Source organism: Candidatus Woesearchaeota archaeon (assembly GCA_018303405.1).
Classification (GTDB): Archaea; Nanobdellota; Nanobdellia; order Woesearchaeales; family JABMPP01; genus JAGVYD01.
The window spans coordinates 167,430-185,978 of the sequence record JAGVYD010000009.1 but is presented as its reverse complement, the minus strand read 5'-3'; the positions used below and the strand labels follow the sequence as shown (position 1 = coordinate 185,978).

The 18,549-nt window shown below is 46.0% G+C and carries 15 protein-coding genes; 13 read left to right on the top strand and 2 right to left on the bottom strand.

Annotated features, from left to right (window positions below):
- Positions 1-122: 122 nt before the first annotated feature.
- Positions 123-1,316 (bottom strand): hypothetical protein, encoded by a 1,194-nt coding sequence (locus tag J4227_02550; GenBank protein ID MBS3109384.1) that lies wholly within the window; start codon positions 1,314-1,316, stop codon positions 123-125.
- A gap of 353 nt (positions 1,317-1,669) precedes the next feature.
- Here J4227_02550 and J4227_02545 point away from each other — a divergent pair, with 353 nt between their 5' ends.
- From J4227_02545 to acsA, 12 genes are all read left to right on the top strand, one after another.
- Positions 1,670-2,740, top strand: a complete 1,071-nt coding sequence (locus J4227_02545; GenBank protein MBS3109383.1) for an mRNA surveillance protein pelota — start codon at positions 1,670-1,672, stop codon at positions 2,738-2,740.
- A 459-nt stretch (positions 2,741-3,199) separates the two neighbouring features.
- On the top strand, positions 3,200-3,523 hold the full coding sequence (locus J4227_02540) for a hypothetical protein (protein ID MBS3109382.1): 324 nt from the start codon (positions 3,200-3,202) through the stop codon (positions 3,521-3,523).
- Positions 3,516-5,429, top strand: a complete 1,914-nt coding sequence (locus tag J4227_02535; GenBank protein MBS3109381.1) for a V-type ATP synthase subunit I — start codon at positions 3,516-3,518, stop codon at positions 5,427-5,429. Before J4227_02540 ends, J4227_02535 begins: the two co-directional genes overlap by 8 nt.
- 125 nt (positions 5,430-5,554) lie before the next feature.
- Positions 5,555-5,791 (top strand): V-type ATP synthase subunit K, encoded by a 237-nt coding sequence (locus J4227_02530; protein ID MBS3109380.1) that lies wholly within the window; start codon positions 5,555-5,557, stop codon positions 5,789-5,791.
- A gap of 165 nt (positions 5,792-5,956) precedes the next feature.
- Positions 5,957-6,502 carry a hypothetical protein gene (locus tag J4227_02525; protein MBS3109379.1) on the top strand — a complete coding sequence of 182 codons (546 nt, stop codon included), beginning with the start codon at positions 5,957-5,959 and terminating at the stop codon, positions 6,500-6,502.
- A 45-nt stretch (positions 6,503-6,547) separates the two neighbouring features.
- Positions 6,548-7,630 (top strand): ATP synthase A1 subunit C, encoded by a 1,083-nt coding sequence (gene ahaC / locus J4227_02520; GenBank protein ID MBS3109378.1) that lies wholly within the window; start codon positions 6,548-6,550, stop codon positions 7,628-7,630.
- Positions 7,631-7,699: 69 nt separating this feature from the next.
- Positions 7,700-8,023 (top strand): V-type ATP synthase subunit F, encoded by a 324-nt coding sequence (locus J4227_02515; protein MBS3109377.1) that lies wholly within the window; start codon positions 7,700-7,702, stop codon positions 8,021-8,023.
- Between the two features lie 69 nt (positions 8,024-8,092).
- Positions 8,093-9,853 carry a V-type ATP synthase subunit A gene (locus tag J4227_02510; protein MBS3109376.1) on the top strand — a complete coding sequence of 587 codons (1,761 nt, stop codon included), beginning with the start codon at positions 8,093-8,095 and terminating at the stop codon, positions 9,851-9,853.
- Positions 9,854-9,942: 89 nt separating this feature from the next.
- A complete protein-coding gene (locus J4227_02505) occupies positions 9,943-11,343 on the top strand; it encodes a V-type ATP synthase subunit B (GenBank protein ID MBS3109375.1) in 1,401 nt (466 codons plus the stop codon).
- 9 nt (positions 11,344-11,352) lie between these two features.
- Positions 11,353-11,982: a V-type ATP synthase subunit D gene (locus J4227_02500; protein ID MBS3109374.1), complete on the top strand. Its 630-nt coding sequence runs from the start codon at positions 11,353-11,355 to the stop codon at positions 11,980-11,982.
- 154 nt (positions 11,983-12,136) lie between these two features.
- The gene (locus J4227_02495; protein MBS3109373.1) at positions 12,137-14,095 is read left to right on the top strand and encodes a sodium-translocating pyrophosphatase; all 1,959 of its coding nucleotides are present in this window, start codon (positions 12,137-12,139) and stop codon (positions 14,093-14,095) included.
- 129 nt (positions 14,096-14,224) lie between these two features.
- Positions 14,225-15,976, top strand: coding sequence for an acetate--CoA ligase (gene acsA, locus J4227_02490; protein MBS3109372.1), 1,752 nt, complete (start codon positions 14,225-14,227; stop codon positions 15,974-15,976).
- A gap of 35 nt (positions 15,977-16,011) precedes the next feature.
- Here acsA and J4227_02485 read toward each other — a convergent pair whose 3' ends face one another.
- Positions 16,012-17,292 (bottom strand): MFS transporter, encoded by a 1,281-nt coding sequence (locus J4227_02485; protein MBS3109371.1) that lies wholly within the window; start codon positions 17,290-17,292, stop codon positions 16,012-16,014.
- A 437-nt stretch (positions 17,293-17,729) separates the two neighbouring features.
- On the opposite strand from J4227_02485, the gene J4227_02480 reads away from it, so the two are divergent.
- Entirely contained in the window at positions 17,730-18,548 is an 819-nt protein-coding gene (locus J4227_02480) for a TrmB family transcriptional regulator (GenBank protein ID MBS3109370.1), read from the top strand.
- Position 18,549: the final 1 nt, after the last annotated feature.

The following is an 18,549-nucleotide window of genomic DNA, read 5'->3' as shown; positions in this document are numbered from 1 at the left end:
ATTTGCTGTTGCGGCAATATACTCCTATCTATACTAGTCTATGATACTAGAGGTTATATAAATTTTTCTTCATATTCCCGGCAAGGTTCACAACACCATTGCCCAATAAAGAAATTGCCTGCCTATCGCCTGACTATATCCACTTTCAGCTCTATGATGTCAAGGACTGTGTTGTCTGGTTCAATCCTTATCCCGTTTTGGCCAACTTCAATATAATTGTCAATTACTTTTGAGAATGTCGCGTCCTTGGTGTTTATTGAAAGCGTTTTGCCATTGATATAAATCCTGCCTCTTTTGAAATCCTGGCTGTCAACAAATCTCATTGACAGGTTGACATCATCCCTTCCGGACACGATGTCTGAGTACTGGTTTCCGGACACATCGAAGAAATAAACCGGGAATGCAATCTCCTTGAGCCTGGAAGTTATGCTTATCTGGTCTATCAAATATCTGCCATTATCACTGCTGAAATAAAGCTTGTTTTCGCCATTTTCCAATATGGCAGGCGAGAATTCAATTGTTTTCAGCACGCCGCATTCCGGCACGCTTGAATATGCCTGCCTGTTGTTGATCTGAATCTCAAGTATTCCAACATCAGCCTGCCTGCAGTCTGGAAGGAATCTCAGCAATGCCTTCTCAAGGTTGAATTTTTCTGTTTGGGAAATCACAAAGACATTTTTGCTTTCTCTGGTTGTCACATCAGTCACATCTCCGGTGACCTGGACATTTTCAAGGGTGTATTCATTCGTTCTCCAAAACCTGAATCCAACTTCAGAAACCTTGAAATCCAGCACATTGCTGTCCACCAAAGAGTCTTTTGGCAGCTCTATTGGCATGACATTTTTTGTGGAAATCTCATTATTATATATCTCTTCGCCGTTCAGCAGGACAGTCAGCCTGCCCATGGCATCTTTAACGCTGAATGACAAAAGCACATTGTCAGTGTTGTCAAGATCCGGGATATTGAATGTAAGCTTTTCCTCCTTATTGTCAAAAATCCCATTCTTGACATAGATTGACCCTGCTTTCTTGAACACTTCAGCCCCTGCCAGCGAGAACAGGCTAACAGCAGGCAGGTAATGCTCTATTTCCAGCTTATCAATCTGCTCAAGCCTTCCGGGATGGTCAGTTAAAAGGTTGGTAACAACCCTCCCGCTTCCGGTGCCTGTGCCACCAGGCCCATCGCTTTCCTCCTCCAAAAGGTCCTTTCTGACATCTGGCGGGAGGAACAGAATATAGAGAACAATAAGCAATGCAATAACAGCAACCAGAGTAGCGGCACCGCTCCCTGACTGTCCATTCCTTTTCTTAAGCATCAAGATCATCCTGCCGTGCCTTTACTTTGCCCAGCCAACTGCATTTGCCCTGCTGGTAAAAGCCATGCAAATTGCATGCAAAAATGCATACTTTACTCTAAAGTTGCCTCTTTTAAATGAGGACACTAAATAAGTTTATATATAAATAAGTTTCGATGTAACCAGTGCAGTTGAAAATGCAGCCAGCATCAATATGCGGAGTGCCTTTTTCAGGAACATAAAATGCCGGAGGGGGAAGCCCCCTTCGGGGATACGGCATTCTTCTCTAGAATATAAATCGCGGAGCCCGATGCTGGCCGAGGCGAAGCCGAGATTTTCAACTGAACGGCTATTATCGATGTTGGGCAAAAAATATGAAAATAATCCACATGAACCTCAAAGCCTGCGAAGTGAAGGTTCGCACTGAAAATCTTGATGACCTGTGGTATCTAAGCGAGATGATTGATTATGGCGATCTCGCCAAGGCAAAGACGCTCCGGAAAATCAAAGCGCAGGACAAAGAACAGGAGTCTAAAGGTGCAGAAAGAAGGCCGATTTTCCTTTCAATCCGTGTAGACAATGTTGAATTCCACAAGTACTCTGATATCTTGCGCGTTTCTGGCACAGTTGATGAGGCAACTGATGAAGTCCCGCGCGGCAGCCACCACACGATCAATGTCGACCAGAACACAGTCCTCACGCTTGTAAAGCAAAGCTGGCCCAAATACCAGCTTGACAGGCTGCAGGAATCAGCCAGGGAAAAGACCCCAAAAATCTTGATTTGCATCATGGACAGGGAGGAGGCATTATTTGCCGCCTTGAAAAAATATGGATATGACATCCTGTCCGAATTCCAGGGCGCTGTTGACAAAAAAGTCCATGGCACTCTCCAAAAATCATCAGGCGACTTTTATGGCGAAATCCTTAAGTCCATGGAAGATTATGACAAAAGGTTTGATTTTGACACAATTATTGTGGCAAGCCCTGCTTTCTGGAAGGAGGAATTTTCTAATTACCTCAAGGACCATGAAATCAAGAGGAAAATACGGACAGCAACCTGCTCTTCTGTTACCAAAAATGCAATAGAGGAAGTGCTGAAGCGCGATGAGCTCAGGAAAATTCTCCAGGAAGACCGCATCTCGCGCGAAACTGCCTTTGTTGAGTCACTTATGGTCGAAATATCAAGGCAGGGCCAGGCAGCCTATGGCCTTAAGGAAGTTAGGCAGGCTGTGGAATCTGGTGCAGTTGAAACGCTTCTGATTACTGATTCGCACATTAGAAAATCAAGGGAAAGCAAGTTATATGCCCACACAGAAAAATTAATGCGCCAGGCAGAAAGCATGAACGGCAAAGTAATGTTGATAAGCGGGGAGCACGAAGCTGGTAAAAAGCTCGATGGCCTGGGCGGCATTGGCGCAATTCTAAGGTATAAGCTGAACTATTAGCCTTACGGGCACAAAAACCCCATAGCACCCGCAATAGCATAAATATATACTCCCTATGCTTTCTGGGTTACCTATGGTTATCCATATATCTGATATTGCCTGCTCTGTATCTAATTTTCCAGTGCGCTGCCATTTACACAATGGCAATGTTTATAAATTGACCCCCAGTACTTTTTTGTGGATAAGTAGAAAAGCTTGCTAACTGTGGAGGGGCCTGCTTATATGCTTATATTTTAACATAAAATCCAATCGGAACATATAAAAAGCCCCATCAAATGCCAAACCCTGTAATTGCAGCACAAGCTCAAGGCAGGATTGCCTGGAGAAAGGGGTTAGGGGAAAGCATTGCTTTTTTTAGAGTAAGAACGCTTTCAGGCAATACTTCTGAAGGCGTGTAGGTAAGCTCAGCAATTATGCATGCCCAGTTCGCAGAGCCAGAACAAAAAGGGAGTGGTTCCAATGGATAAACTTTTGAATTCAATAAGGGAAGCCGAAAAAAAGGCCAAGGCGATTGTGGAGGATTCTCAAAAAAAGGGGGACAAGGCTGTTTCTGATGCAATGGAGCGCGCAAAACAGATGGTCAAGCGCGCAGAGTCGCATGCACCTTCTGAAATTGAGGCAAGGCTTGAGGAAAGGAAAAAGGGCCTTGCAAAGGCTATCAGTCAAATAGGGGAAGAAGGCAAAAAAGAGCTGGCTAAGCTGGCGAAATCAGCGCAAGCCGGGACAGACCAGGCAGTCGCCTTAATTTTGAAGAAATTTGAAGAGGAAGTCAAGAATGCTTAGGCCAAAGGGCATGAAAAAAGTTTTTGTCATTGCTCCAAACAGCTTCCAGGCTAGGCTCATCAACAAGCTCTATTCTTTGAAGGTCCTGCATATAATTGAGCACTCCAAGTCTGAAAAGCTTGACATTGGCAATCCGCTTCAAAATGCCGAGGCTTTATCAGACGCTGTTGTCAAGACAAGGTCTATCAGGAGCCAGCTAAACAGCAGGGAATTCATGCTCGCTGTTCCGGATGAAGGCAAGAAAAAAAAGAACAAGGGCAAATCAGCCCATGACAGGCATCCAGGAATAGGTGATGATTCCGGCCCTTCCATGCAGTTTGCCTCACTGGAATCGGTCATTTCCCAAATCAATGAAATCTATGAAAGTGCCACAAAAACCATTGTCAGCTATCGGGACATTGACCAGGAAATAAAAAAATTAAACAGCCTTCTTCTGAAGGCGCACACACTGAAAAGGCTCGGAATAAGCATATCGAACATTTCGCACTATGAGACAATTGCCCATTTTATAGGGCATGCTGACAAGCAGCCAGACCTTGTGAGCGAGGTCCGCAAGCTGACATCCAAATCCTACATAAAATCAGCCACATCCGGGCAAAAGGCAATAACTGCAATTTTCATAGACGCGTCCCAAAGGTCTGAGATACTCTCGCTTCTGGAAAAGTACAGGTTTCAGGGCATTGATTTTTCCGACTTGATTGCTTTTACGGGCGGGAAGGAATTCGATGAAAAAAGGATTTCAGCGCAGCTCAAGGCATTGACAGAAAGGAAATCCGGCTTCGAAAAGAAGATGGTTTTGGCCAGGCAAAAATATGGCGATTATCTCGGGTCTGCTGAAAAATACCTGGCCCGGGAAATCGAGAAAGCCGAGGCACCCCTGAAATTCGGAATGACTGATGAGACCTCAATTATTTCCGGCTGGGTGCCCAATGACAAAGTTGATGATGTCGTAGCAGAAATCAAGAAGCTGACAGGGGACAAGGTTTACATTGAGATGCGCGACGCAGGACACCATGACGACATACCCATTGAGCTCAAGAATCCGAAATTCGCACAGCCATTTGAAATTCTCATGCACCTTTTTTCACTTCCAAAGTTTACGGAGATTGACCCGACTTTTTTCCTTTTCCTGACATTTCCGCTTTTCTTCGGATTTATGCTCGGGGATTTTGGCTACGGCCTGACAACCCTGGTGCTGTTCATGATTCTCAAGAAGTTCATGCCCAAGTTTTCAGGCTTTTTCAATATCCTGATATTTTCATCCCTGGCGACAATTGGCTTTGGCCTGGTCTTTGGGGAATTCTTCGGGGCCGAGGAAGTCATGGGATTCCATATCCCTCACCTTCTTAGCAGGGGCCATCAGATAATGGACTTGCTGGCATGGGCAATAATAATCGGGGTGATCCACATCAACATAGGGCTTATAATCGGGTTTGCCAATGAATGGATGCACCACGGGTTTTTGAAAGCTGTCGAAGAAAAATTCAGCTGGATTTTGCTGGAGATAGCAATTGCCGTTGGCTACCTTGTCTCGCTCTGGCCAGGCGTGGCAATAGGTGCTGTGTCAATCGTTTTGCTGTGGCTCGGCGAAGGCGTCAAAGGCCTGATAGAAATCCCCTCAATTTTCAGCAACATCCTTTCATATGCAAGGCTTATGGCCATAGGTCTCGCATCTGTGAAGCTGGCAGAAGTTGTCAATGAATTTGCAACAGAATTCATCCATCAGGGGGGCATTTACATCTTTTATGCCGTGCTTTTGCTTGTGGTAGGGCATGTTATCAATATTGCATTGGGCATCATCGGCCCCTTTTTGCATTCGCTCAGGCTCCACTATGTTGAATTTTTCACCAAATTTTTCAAGGGCGGAGGCAAGGAGTACATCCCATTTGGCCGGGAAATCGACTAGGCCGCAAACATCAAATGGCAACACTTGATTGCCAATGATATTCATCATATCGAGAAACGGGAGACAGGCAGGCAAACTGCAAATGGTGCATATTCCGTAACTCAAAAACAACAGGAGGTAGCAAAATGGCAATAGAATTGGGAGTAGGATTGATTGCTTACTCAGCTGCAACAGCAATCGGCGTCAGCGCCATAGCAGCGGCAATCGCAGAAAAGGCAATCGGAACAGCAGCAATCGGCGCAATGGCCGAAAATGAAAACCTGTTCGGCAAAGGGCTGATTTTGACAGTCATTCCGGAAACACTGGTCATTTTTGGCCTGGTAGTTGCCATCATGATAATTGGCATGGCTGGTGCTGCATAAGCAACCGGCAGCCAATATCAGGCGCTGATACCTCTGATATCTGCCAGGAAAAATCAAGATATCGCCGAGGCATTGCAGCGCAATTTTTAGCGTGCATGTTGGTATTCGGCAGCTGCTTGGATGCAATGCTGATGCTTGCATTGCGTCAAAAGGTGTGGTGAGAACATGGGACTTGAAGAAGTGAAGGAGGAAATCCTGTCCAAGGCTAAAAGGGAAGGGGATTTGATAATTAAAAAAATGGAAGCCGAAGCCCAGAAAATAATTGCCGAGGCTGAAAAAAGGGTCAAGGAAATTGAATCCAAGAATCACATGGACGCTGAACGGGCGGCCGAAACATTGGAGCGCAAGGAAATAGCGAAGGCCAATTTTGAAACCAAGAAGAGAATCCTGCAGAAAAAGGAAGACCTGATTGGAGCCGTATTTGAAAAGGCAGCCAGCCAGATACAAAAGCTTCCTGCTGAAAAAAACAAGGCTTACTTTGAAACGCTTCAGGGCAAGGCAAGCAAGCAGATAGGTATTTCCACATTATACATCAACCAAAGGGACAAAAATCTGGCCAAGGACTATAAGTGGCTTGGCACTGACATCTCAGGCGGGTTTATCGCTGAAACAGAAGATAAATCCATGAGGATTGATTACAGCTATGACACCTTTTTGGACAATGTGAAAAACAGGAATCTCAGCGGCATTGTTAACCTGGTTTTCAAGTAATCATAAGCATCATAAGCTCATAAGCGAAAAAAGCAAGGATAAAAAATGGCACAGGTTCAGATTGCGGAAAGCAAGGATAAAATCAGGCTCGACAATATGTATCCATATACATATGTCAGGGCAAATGTCATGCGCACAAAGCTTTTCCGCAGGAATGACTACGAGAAAATGCTTAAAATGCAGTTTTCTGAGCTTGCAAAATTCCTCCAGGATTCCAGCTATAAGGCGGAAATTGACGAACTTGCCGTCAGGTATTCCGGCGAGGAGCTGATTGAGATGGCCCTTACAAGGAACCTCGCAAAAACCTTTGCAAAGCTGCGCAGAATTTCAACAACAGAGCTGAACTTGCTGATTGATGCATATCTTACAAAATATGACATACTTAATGTCAAGACAATTGTCAGGGGGATTTACACTTCAGCTGACAAGGATTATATCAAGAGGCTGCTGGTTCCCGCGGGCGCTTTCCGTGAGGAGTTCCTTTATGAGCTCCTGAAGAAGGATAGCGTCGAGGATGTGGTCCGCGCAGTGCCGTTCCTTGAATACAAGCACTTCAGAAAATTCATCGAGGACTTGAAGGAGAAAGGCGCGCTTTATGAATTTGAAAATGCGCTTGACCAGCATTATTTCAGGCACCTCATTTCATTCAGCGAAATGCTTCCTGTCGGCGGCGAATTATTCAAGAATTTCATCGAGACCCAGATTGAGGCAACAAACCTGCTAAACATTGTAAAGCTGATAAAAGAAGGGGCCCCAAAATCTGATATGAAAAAATACATTTTTTTGACAGCCTCGCCAGAGAAGAACCTGCAGGTCCTCAGGCTCCTTGAATCAAAAAGCATAGACTCCATACCCAAGGGCATCAGGAACAAGGCCATGCGGAAGTTTATCAACGAGTGCGTTGAGCATTATCATAAAAATCATTCTCTTATAGAGTTTGAGAGGCTGGTAAACAAGCACGTGCTTGGCCGGGCCATGCTGTTTATCCACCAGAACCCTCTCTCCATAAATGTGATACTTGGATTCATGTTCGCCAAGGAGATCGAGGTGCAGAACCTGATGAAAATCGTCAAGGGCAGGCAGCTTGGATTTTCAGAGGAATTCATTTCAAGGGAAATCATTGTCTAGCACCAAATGTAATAGTAAGCCAGCTTACGCAATGGCAATGAATTTTGGAAACAGGCAATAGGGGAGAAAATGGCACCAGACAACACGGAAAAAATGCTGGAAATAGCAGTGGCAGGGACATCCAGATTTATCCTGGGATTCCAGCTTGCAGGAATAAGGCATACCCATGAAATCGAGTCAGACCATTACAACAGGCTCAAGCAGCTGATGTCAGACCCGGCTGTGGGGATAATAATCACAGAGGAAAAAATAATGGAAAAGCTGGACGAGCATGATAAGAATGAGATAGAGTCATCGGTCAGGCCGGTTGTGATAATGCTTTCAGACCAGGCGAGCTCAGAAAGCCTGAGAAAAATGATCGGGAAATCGGTGGGCATTGACCTTTGGGGCTGATTTAAAGAATGCAATATCACATATCATTTTCATAATACAAGAAACAAGACGTGTAACAAAGGTGGAAAAATGGAAGATAAAACACAAGCGAAGCAGCAGGAGGCGGGCATGCTCTACAGGATTGCCGGCCCGGTGGTTGTTGCAAGGGGCATCCGCGCCAGGATGTATGATGTAGTTAGGGTAGGCAGGGAAAGGCTGATGGGCGAAGTCATCCAAATTGATGGCGAAAACACAACTATCCAGGTCTATGAGGATACAACAGGCATTAAGCCCGGCGAGCCAGTTGAAAATACAGGCTTGCCATTGTCGGTGGAGCTTGGCCCGGGAATGCTGACTAGCATTTATGACGGGATCCAGCGGCCATTGCCGGTTCTCCAAAAGCAAGTGGGCGATTTCATTAGCAGGGGCGTTGAAGCACCAGGCCTTGACCACAGCAAAAAGTGGGACTTCAAGGCAATTGCCAAGAATGGGGAAATGGTCCATTCAGGCGGCATAATCGGTGAAGTCGAGGAAACTCCCGGCCTGATACACAGGATTATGGTCCCAAATGGTGTCGAAGGAAAAATCAGTTCCATCAAGTCAGGCAAGTTTACTGTTGACGATGAAATTGCCAGCCTTGATAACGGGACAAAAATCACAATGCTTCAGAAATGGCCTGTCAGAAAGCCAAGGCCCTCGAAAAGGAAATTGCCGCCGACTGTTCCGTTGATAACAGGCCAGAGGATTTTTGATGCCTTGTTCCCATTGGCAAAAGGGGGTACCGCAGCAATTCCAGGCCCATTTGGCGCTGGAAAGACTGTCACCCAGCAAACGCTGGCAAAATGGTGCGATGCAGACATAATTGTGTACGTAGGATGCGGTGAGCGGGGAAATGAAATGACAGAAGTCCTGACAGAATTTCCGCATTTGACAGACCCAAAAACAGGAAAGCCCCTGATGAACAGGACTGTCCTCATTGCCAATACCTCGAATATGCCTGTCGCGGCAAGGGAAGCCTCAATTTACACAGGCATCACTATTGCAGAATATTACAGGGACATGGGCTACAGCGTTGCTCTCATGGCTGATTCAACTTCCAGGTGGGCAGAGGCAATGAGGGAAATTTCCTCACGGCTTGAGGAGATGCCAGGGGAAGAAGGCTATCCTGCCTATCTTTCAACGAGGCTGGCTGAGTTTTATGAAAGGGCCGGCAGGGTTCTTCCGTTGGGAACAGACAAGGAAGGAAGCGTGTCAGTCATTGGCGCAGTCTCGCCTCCAGGTGGGGACTTTTCAGAGCCAGTAACCCAATCAACACTCAGGGTCACCAAAACATTCTGGGCTCTTGACGCCAAGCTGGCGCAGCGAAGGCATTTCCCAAGCATCAACTGGCTAACCTCATACAGCCTTTACCTTGATACTTTGGGCCCATGGTTTGCTGAAAAAGTTGCCAGGGACTGGAGGGCCTATGTAACCCAGGTTTCAACTGTTCTTGGGGAGGAAGAAAAGCTGATGGAAATTGTGCAGCTTGTTGGCTCAGATGCATTGCCGGACAAGCAGCAGCTTGTGCTTGAAACTGCAAGGCTCATCAGGGAAAACATACTCCAGCAAAATGCTTTCCATGACGTGGACACATTTTGCGACCTTCACAAGACTTACACCCTGATGCAGATCATCATGCATTTCAACTCGCTGGCTGGCCAGGCCTTGGAAAAGGGTGTCAGGGTCAGGCAAATCCTCGACACCAGGGCAAAGGACAGGATTGCAACGGCAAAATTCGAGAAGGATTACAAGTCCCTGCTTGAAAGCGTGCGAAAGGACATGGATTCAGAGTTCCAGAAGCTGAAGGCATGATTGTGGCAAAATTGCGATAATTGGCGCATCATAAAAAAGAATGATAAGCAAAGGAGAATGATGGGAGAAATCAACCAAGGGTGGTTAGGATGAAAGAATACAAAACAGTTTCCAGGATTGCGGGGCCGCTGGTCTTTGTGAAAAAAACAGAGCCAGTTGGTTATGCAGACCTTGTTCAGATTAAGTTATCCGACGGCACAATGAAAAACGGCCAGGTTTTGGATACAAGCGACGATGTTGTGGTTGTCCAGGTTTTCGAAGGCACATCAGGCATTGACAGGAACAGCTCCATAAAATTCCTTGGTGAAAACATCAAGCTTTCAGTGTCGCAGGACATCCTTGGCAGGATTCTGAATGGCGCAGGCAAGCCGATTGACGGCGGGCCTGACATCATCCCTGACAAAAAGCTGGACATCACTGGCGCAGCAATTAATCCATACGCGAGGGCAAGCCCGGCGGATTTCATCCAGACTGGTATTTCCACAATTGACTGCATGAACACGCTTGTCAGGGGGCAAAAGCTGCCAATTTTTTCAGGATCGGGCCTGCCTCATAATGAAATTGCTTTGCAGATTGCCAGGCAGGCAAAAGTAGTGGGCCAAAAGGAAAAATTCGTAGTGGTATTTGCAGCCATGGGAATCACAAACGAGGAAGCGCAGTACTTCATCAGGGATTTCGAGGAGACAGGGGCCCTTGAAAGAAGCGTTGTATTCCTGAACCTTGCTGACGATCCTGCAGTCGAAAGGCTGATCACTCCAAGGATGGCGCTTACAGCAGCAGAGTATCTTGCCTATGAAAATGACATGCATGTTCTGGTCATCCTGACTGACATGACAAATTACTGTGAAAGCCTTAGGGAAATTGGGGCAGCAAGGGAAGAAATCCCCGGAAGAAGGGGCTACCCCGGTTACATGTATACAGATCTTGCGTCAATCTATGAGAGGGCAGGCATGATCAAGGGAAAAAAAGGAAGCATCACGCAATTGCCTATCCTTACAATGGTCGGCGACGATATCACCCACCCAATCCCTGATTTGACCGGATACATTACTGAAGGACAGATTGTGCTCCTCAGGGAACTGCACATGAAAGGAATCTATCCTCCAATCGATGTATTGCCGTCGCTTTCAAGGCTGATGAATCTGGGCATAGGCCCTGGAAAAACAAGGGAAGACCACAAGCAGGTTTCAGACCAGCTTTATGCAAATTATGCAGAAGGCAGGGACCTTAGGGGCCTGGTTGCCATTGTCGGAGAGGAAGCCTTGTCTGACAGGGACAAGAGGCTGCTCAAGTTCGCTGCTGAATACGAGGACAAATTTGTGAGGCAGGACCGGGGGGAAGACAGGTCAATTGTGTCCACGCTTTCAATTGCCTGGTCAATGCTGTCAGATATCCCTGAAAGGGACTTGACAAGGATCAAGGAAGAATTCAAGAAGAAATTTTACACAGGCAAGAAGGAAAAGGCTGAAGTTGTTGCTGCGGCAAAATAAGGAAGGAACATGGCACAGGACATAAAACCAACAAGAAGCGAGCTGATGAAGCTCAAGAAAAAAATTAAGCTGGCCAAGTCAGGCTATAACCTTCTGAAGAAGAAAAGGGATGGCCTGATACTTGATTTTTTTGAGGTCCTGGGCAAGGCCAAAACCCTTAGAAGCGAAATGACCAATTTTTACAATGGTGCGCAAAACAGGATGAACATCGCCAGGATGCTTGAATCTGACCTCGCCATCAAGTCAATTGCCCTTGCCATGAAAAACAGGCCCGAGATTGACCTGAAGACCAAAAGCATTATGGGCGTAAAGGTCCCGAAAATCAACCAGCTTGATTTGCAGAAGAAGAATTCCGAACGCGGCCCAGGCATATTCAACTCAGCAGCGGTCACTGAAACAGCAGAGGCCTATGAGAAGCTTGTGGAAAAAGTGATTGTGGCTGCAGAAGTGGAGACTTCCATGCGAAAGCTCCTGCAGGAGATTGAAAAGACAAAAAGAAGGGTAAATGCCCTTGAGTTCGCAGTCATACCCCAAATGCAGAAGTCAGCAAATTTTATCCGGCTCAGGCTTGAGGAAATGGAAAGGGAGAATATTTTCAGGATGAAAAGGATAAAGAAGAAGAACGAAGCAGCAGCCTAACCATCCAAGCATCCTCTTTTCGCATTTCCATTTCTCACTTGTTTAACAGTAAGCTATTTAAAGCCAAATCTCAAACATGTCCTAACACAATATGTTTCATTCCAAACAAAATTAGAGGGGGGATAAAATGGGTTTCAATTATGCCGTTACAGCAATGCTTGTTTCTTTTATTGGCTTTTTTTTCGCTTATTGGCAGGCGAGAAAGATTCTTGACGTTCCGCTTAAATCTGAGAAAGTCAAGGAAATTGCAGACGCAATCAGGACTGGCGCAATGGCGTTTCTCAAAAAGCAATACCAGATTCTTTTTTGGTACGTGGTAATTGTAGGGATTATATTGTATTATTTCATTGGCCAGCTCATGGCGCTCACATTCGTGCTTGGATGCATCTTTTCTGCCACTGCAGGCAATGTCGGGATGAGGATTGCAACACAGGCCAATTCCAGGACTGTCATGGCTGTCCAAAAAAGTATGATGCACGGCCTTAGCATTGCATTCTCATCCGGGACTGTAATGGGAATGACCGTGACAAGCCTTGGGCTGTTCGGGGTTTCAATGCTATACCTAATATTCAATGACCCCTCAATTATATACGGGTTTGGTTTCGGCGCTTCAAGCATAGCGCTTTTTGCAAGGGTTGGCGGAGGCATCTACACAAAAGGCGCGGATGTCGGTGCAGACCTTGTTGGCAAAGTTGAAAAGGGCATTCCAGAGGATGACCCAAGAAACCCGGCGGTGATAGCTGACAACGTTGGCGACAATGTCGGCGATGTTGCAGGCATGGGCGCTGACCTTTTTGAAAGCTATGTGGGTTCTATCATAGTTGCAATGGTGCTTGGCGCAAGCCTTTTTGATTCCCCATTCTGGGTCTTGCTTCCTCTTATGATATCCGCAGCCGGGATTATAGCATCTATCCTTGGCACATATTTTGTGTTTGCAGCCAAGAAATCCTCGCCGCAAACCGCAATGAACTATGGGATTTATGCAAGCTCCATACTTGCGGCTGTCATGACATACTTCATCATCAAGTACACAATTGGTGATATCGGTGTCTTCTGGGCAGCCATGGCTGGCCTTATCGCAGGCATTGTTATAGGGCTTGCAACTGAATATTATACTTCAGAAAAGGGAGGACAGGTCCAGAAAATTTCAGAGGCAGCGACAACTGGCGCAGGCACAAATGTCATTGAAGGCCTAGCAGTCGGGATGTTCAGCACAGTGATACCTGTGGTGACTGTGGTTGTGGCAATACTCATAGCCTATAAATATGGTGGGGGCATATATGGAATTGCAATTTCAGCAGTCGGGATGCTCAGCACCTTGGGAATGACGCTTGCCATGGATACCTATGGACCTGTTGCCGATAATGCAGCTGGCATAGCTGAAATGGCCGGGCAGGGCAAGGTTGCAAGAAAAAGGTCAGAAGATCTGGATGCTGTCGGGAATACCACAGCAGCTATAGGCAAGGGCTTTGCAATAGGAAGCGCGGCATTGACTGCTTTGGCACTTTTTGTTGGCTATACAGAAGTTGTGCAGCTCAAGATTATTGACATATTGCAGCCTAATGTAATAGCAGGCGTATTTATTGGCGCATTGATGCCATTCTTGTTTTCAGCATTTGCGATGAAGGCTGTGGGAGTGGCAGCAGTGCACATGGTTGAAGAAGTCAGAAGGCAGTGGAAAACAATAAAGGGAATAATGGAAGGCAAGGCCAAGCCTGATTATGCAAGATGCGTAAGCATAAGCACAGAGGCAGCGCTTAGAAACATGATCATACCGAGCTTATTGGCCATTCTGGCCCCTGTTGTGGTCGGGCTTCTTTTTGGTGCAGCCGCAGTCGGTGGCTTATTGGCCGGCGCGCTGTCATCAGGCTTCTTGCTGGCGGTCATGATGGCAAATGCTGGCGGCGCCTGGGATAATGCCAAGAAATACATCGAGGCAGGGCATTTCGGTGGAAAAGGCAGCGATGCGCACAAGGCAGCGGTTGTTGGCGATACGGTCGGCGACCCGTTCAAGGACACAGCAGGCCCATCCCTAAACATCCTGATAAAATTGATGTCAATCGTGGCTGTTGTGTTCGCGCCTTTGATATTGCTCTACGGCGGGATTATTTAATCCCTTTTTTCTTTTTTTCTTGTTTTTTCAATTCCTGATTTATTGACGGCTTTCTTTTGCCATTTGATGTAATTTGTCTTTTATCAATGGTAAGAAATCTTTATATGGTATCCAAAAGAAGATAAAATCATGGGAGATGAGCAGCACGAAAGCCAAATCACGAACGAAATAATTAGGAAGCCGCAGTACATTGAAACTCCAAATCTGGCTGATTATGACAAAACTTACAGGTCTTTCACATGGGATGATGCCCGCAAGGAGATTGACTATTTTGCAAATGGCAAACTGAATGTGGCCCATAATGCAATTGACCGCCATGCACTGACATGGAGGAAGAACAAGGTTGCAATGTATTGGGAGGGCCAGAATGGGGAAAAGGAAAAATACACTTTCACAGAACTGAAATTTCTGACAAACAAGTTTGCCAATGTCCTTGCGAATCTGGGCATCCAAAAAGGCGACAGGGTATTCATATTCCTGCCCCGGATTCCCCAGCTGTACATAGCATTCCTTGGGATAATCAAGACAGGGGCCATAGCCGGCACATTATTTTCTGCATTTGGGCCTGCCGCCTTAAAGGACAGGCTGCACGATTCAGGGGCCAAGGCCATCATAACATGCAATGAGCTTAAGCAAAGGGTTTATGATGTCAGGAATGAGCTGCCTGAGCTCAAGCACATAATAATTGCAGACAAGGATTCAGGGCAAGGTGAAGTTAATTTCCATGCAGAGCTTGACAAAGCATCAAGGAATTTCAATGTCGCGCACATGGACCCAAATGATATAGCATTCATGCTTTACACCTCTGGCACAACAGGAAAGCCAAAAGGCGTTGTCCATTCCCACGGGGATATTGTGCAGGAGCATCTCAGCGCAAAATGGGCCCTTGACCTCCATGAAAATGATGTATTTTGGTGCACTGCAGATCCGGGCTGGGTCACTGGCATTGTCTATGAAATCCTTGGGACGTGGAGCAATGGCATATCGCAGATAATTCACGCAGGAAGGTTTGATCCTGAAAAATGGTATTCAATTATCCAGGATTACCAGGTAACTGTCTGGTATACTGCCCCGACAGCCATTAGGATGCTGATGAAAGCAGGGATGGATGCTCTCAAGAAATATGACTTATCATCGCTGAGGGATATCAACAGTGTGGGGGAGCCTCTGAATCCTGAAGCCATACGGTGGGGGGAAAAGGCATTTGGCCTGCCGTTCCATGACGGGTGGTGGCAAACAGAGACAGGTAGCATATTAATCTGCAATTACCCTGTCCTGCCAGTCAAGATTGGCTCCATGGGCAAGCCTTTCCCGGGCATTACCGCAGCAATCATTGATGATAATGGCAATGTCCTTCCTCCTGAAACAGAAGGGAACTTGGCTATCAAGGCAGGATGGCCGGCAATGATGAAGGGGATTTGGAACAATGAGGAAAAATACAGGTCCTACTTCAAGGGCGAATGGTATTTGTCAGGTGACAGGGCATTCATGGACCCCGACGGTTATTTCTGGTTTGTTGGCAGGGCAGATGATGTTATTAAAACATCAGGCGAGCGAGTGGGGCCATTTGAGGTTGAATCGGCGCTTGTGGAGCATCCCGCAATTGCAGAGGCAGGAGTGATTGGAAAGCCGGATGCAGAAAGAGGGGCGATTATCAAGGCTTTTTGCACGCTCAAGCCAGGCTTTGTTGGCGACGACAACCTTAAGTCGGAAATTCAGAAATTCATCAAGTCAAGGTTGGCCGGGCACGCATACCCGCGGGAAATCGAATTTGTCGCATCGCTTCCCAAGACAAGGAGCGGCAAGATTATGCGCAGGATTCTCAAGGCCAAGGAGCTCGGCGAGCCAATTGGCGACACAAGCACGCTCGAAGAATATTGAGTCGGGGAATATTGAGCAATCTCAATTGTTTGAAATCAATTATTTGGATCTGGTCGGGATTTTTGATTCTGGTTTTTGGCACTATCCTTGTTCAGAGAAAGGAACCCAATAATCCCCAGGCACAGCATAATTGCGGCTATGAAAATAAAAACAGTGTTGAATGAAAACCTGTGTATGAGCCAGCCTCCTGCAAATGGCCCAAGGAAATAGCCAAAATTTTCAAACATTTCCATCACCCCGACACTCTCCCCTGATTTGCTTCTTCCTATCATCTTCGCTGTGATGTCTTCGTAATAGCCGCTTAATGCAGGCCAGGCAATTGCAAACACCCCTGTGCTGCAAACAAAAACTGCAATGGAAAGAAGCCAGATATTGGTGGATTTTGCAATAAGGAATATCCCTCCTGACATGAATAAAAATCCAATCAGTATAAAGTTCCTTTTTCCAATCTTATCTTCCAGCTTGCCGAACAAGTACTCCAAGGCTACAAAAGGCAAAATATAGATGGCGAGCAATATCCCCCCGAACACAGTTTCATCCATGTAGGGGTTCGTGAATCTTTGCGCAAAGATAGGCTCAAAGCCGAAAAAAAGGCCGTCCCAAAAAGTCAGCGTTAAAATCAAGATGAGCACAAGCATTGCCTTGCTCTTGTAGATTAGCTTGAAGTCTGCAAATGCCATTTTGAAGGAATCGCTTATTTTCCCCCCTCTTCCATGCTCATGCTGCGGGGGCTGCTCCCTGTAAAAGCTCCAGATAATTGCCATTGATATGACCATAAAGAAGACAAATACAAGCAGAAGCCACATGGGCGACTCGCTGAAAACAAAGCCGGCAAGAATTCCGCCAATTATCAGGCCAAGCCCCTCAAATGTATCCCTCAATGAAATGTTGGTTGAACTGTTATTGTAGTCCGAATGCTTGAATATGGATGAATAAGCCGTAATGTCAAACATGTCAAAGCCAATGCCATACAGGATCAGGGCAAAGGCCACTATCAATGCAACTCCCCCTCCCCCATAAATTGCTGCTGCCGCAGCAATCAGGAATGTCAGGGCCACCATAAACAGCAGCTTTCTTTTCACCCTAAACTGGAGATAGCCTATTATGCTGTCAAAAAAAATTGCAGCCATTGAAGGTATGCTCAGGAGCAGGCCTATTAGCGCTATATTATACCCCTTTTCGTCCAGGAACAAAGGTACAAAATACTCAAAGGACAGGTAAGCAAGCGACCAAACCAAAGTGGCTGAGCAAATAATATTGATGGTGCTGTGCTTTGAATGCTCATAATTCCTGTAAAAATTAATGATTCTTAGCATGGCTTATCCTTTGCCCAGCGGTTATATATAATTTTCGCGCCTTCAACTGCTCCAATATGCCCCGAAAAGGCAGAATCTTCCACCTGGTTTCTGGCCAACGGTTCCCAGCATTTCATCCTTCAGCAAAATGAATTTCTGTTTTCACTAATTGCTGAATAATTTTTTTCCCTTTCACTACAAAAAATAGGAAAAGAATATTTTATAATGAAAATCACTTTAAAGTGAAATATCAGGTTCATATTCATGGTCCGGGTCTCGTCGCAAAGCCATCCGGCTGCCTTAGATATATTTTTTATCACTTTAAAATAGAAAAATATTTATACTCGATTAAAGTGACTATCTTTGAGTGTTATAAAAGGTCAAGCCTTTTAAATAAAGACACCTATTTACCCTCATTAGAGGGTGAAAATCCTCTGAAAAAGAGGGGGTTGTGTACAATGATCGTAAAAGAAGAATTTTTGAGCAAACTAAGACGGTATTTTTCACTGAACCTCTACGAGGTTAAGATATGGACAGCACTTCTATCCCGGGGAGTTTCAACTGCCGGCGAGCTTTCTGACATAGCCAATGTCCCGAGAAGCAGGTCATATGATGTTCTGGAAAGCCTTGAGAAAAAAGGCTTTGTTGTTATGAAGCTGGGCAAGCCGATAAAATATATCGCAGTTGCGCCTGGCGAGGTTGTTGACAGGGTCAAGAAAAATATGAAGGTCGAGGCCGATGAGAAGGTCAAGAGGCTTGACGAGCTCAAGAATACTGAAGTGCTCGGAGAGCTGAATACTCTCCATACCCAGGGTGTAGAGCTAATTGAGCCAGCTGACTTGTCAGGAAGCCTCAGGGGCAGGCACAACCTGTACAATCATCTGGAGCTTACAATCAGGAATGCCGAAGAGTCAGTTGTCATAATGACAACAACCCAGGGCTTTATCAGGAAAGTTGAGGGCCTAAAGCCGGTTTTCGAGCAAATCAAGAAGCGCGGAGTAAAAATACGGATTGCCGCGCCACTGAACAAGGAATCCAAGGCAGCAGTCAAGGACATTTCTGATGTTGCCGAGGTAAGGCACACTGACATGAAAGCCAGATTCTGCATTGTTGACGGGAAGGAGATAATCTTCATGGTGTTGAATGACACTGAAGTGCATCCAACCTATGACGTTGGCATCTGGGTCAATACGCCTTTCTTTGCAGGGGCATTGAATGGCCTGTTTGACCTGGCATGGAAGTCACTCAAGACAGCAAAAGAAGTTGTGGGCAAATAAG

Coding starts and splice junctions, on each gene's coding strand:
- J4227_02500 (MBS3109374.1), top strand. CDS start 11,353: ATGGCACAGGACATAAAACCAACAAGAAGCGAGCTGATGAAGCTCAAG.
- J4227_02550 (MBS3109384.1), bottom strand. CDS start 1,316: ATGCTTAAGAAAAGGAATGGACAGTCAGGGAGCGGTGCCGCTACTCTG.
- J4227_02540 (MBS3109382.1), top strand. CDS start 3,200: ATGGATAAACTTTTGAATTCAATAAGGGAAGCCGAAAAAAAGGCCAAG.
- J4227_02480 (MBS3109370.1), top strand. CDS start 17,730: ATGATCGTAAAAGAAGAATTTTTGAGCAAACTAAGACGGTATTTTTCA.
- J4227_02515 (MBS3109377.1), top strand. CDS start 7,700: ATGGCACCAGACAACACGGAAAAAATGCTGGAAATAGCAGTGGCAGGG.
- J4227_02530 (MBS3109380.1), top strand. CDS start 5,555: ATGGCAATAGAATTGGGAGTAGGATTGATTGCTTACTCAGCTGCAACA.
- J4227_02495 (MBS3109373.1), top strand. CDS start 12,137: ATGCTTGTTTCTTTTATTGGCTTTTTTTTCGCTTATTGGCAGGCGAGA.
- J4227_02525 (MBS3109379.1), top strand. CDS start 5,957: ATGGGACTTGAAGAAGTGAAGGAGGAAATCCTGTCCAAGGCTAAAAGG.
- J4227_02535 (MBS3109381.1), top strand. CDS start 3,516: ATGCTTAGGCCAAAGGGCATGAAAAAAGTTTTTGTCATTGCTCCAAAC.
- J4227_02510 (MBS3109376.1), top strand. CDS start 8,093: ATGGAAGATAAAACACAAGCGAAGCAGCAGGAGGCGGGCATGCTCTAC.
- J4227_02505 (MBS3109375.1), top strand. CDS start 9,943: ATGAAAGAATACAAAACAGTTTCCAGGATTGCGGGGCCGCTGGTCTTT.
- acsA (MBS3109372.1), top strand. CDS start 14,225: ATGGGAGATGAGCAGCACGAAAGCCAAATCACGAACGAAATAATTAGG.
- J4227_02545 (MBS3109383.1), top strand. CDS start 1,670: ATGAAAATAATCCACATGAACCTCAAAGCCTGCGAAGTGAAGGTTCGC.
- J4227_02485 (MBS3109371.1), bottom strand. CDS start 17,292: ATGCTAAGAATCATTAATTTTTACAGGAATTATGAGCATTCAAAGCAC.
- ahaC (MBS3109378.1), top strand. CDS start 6,548: ATGGCACAGGTTCAGATTGCGGAAAGCAAGGATAAAATCAGGCTCGAC.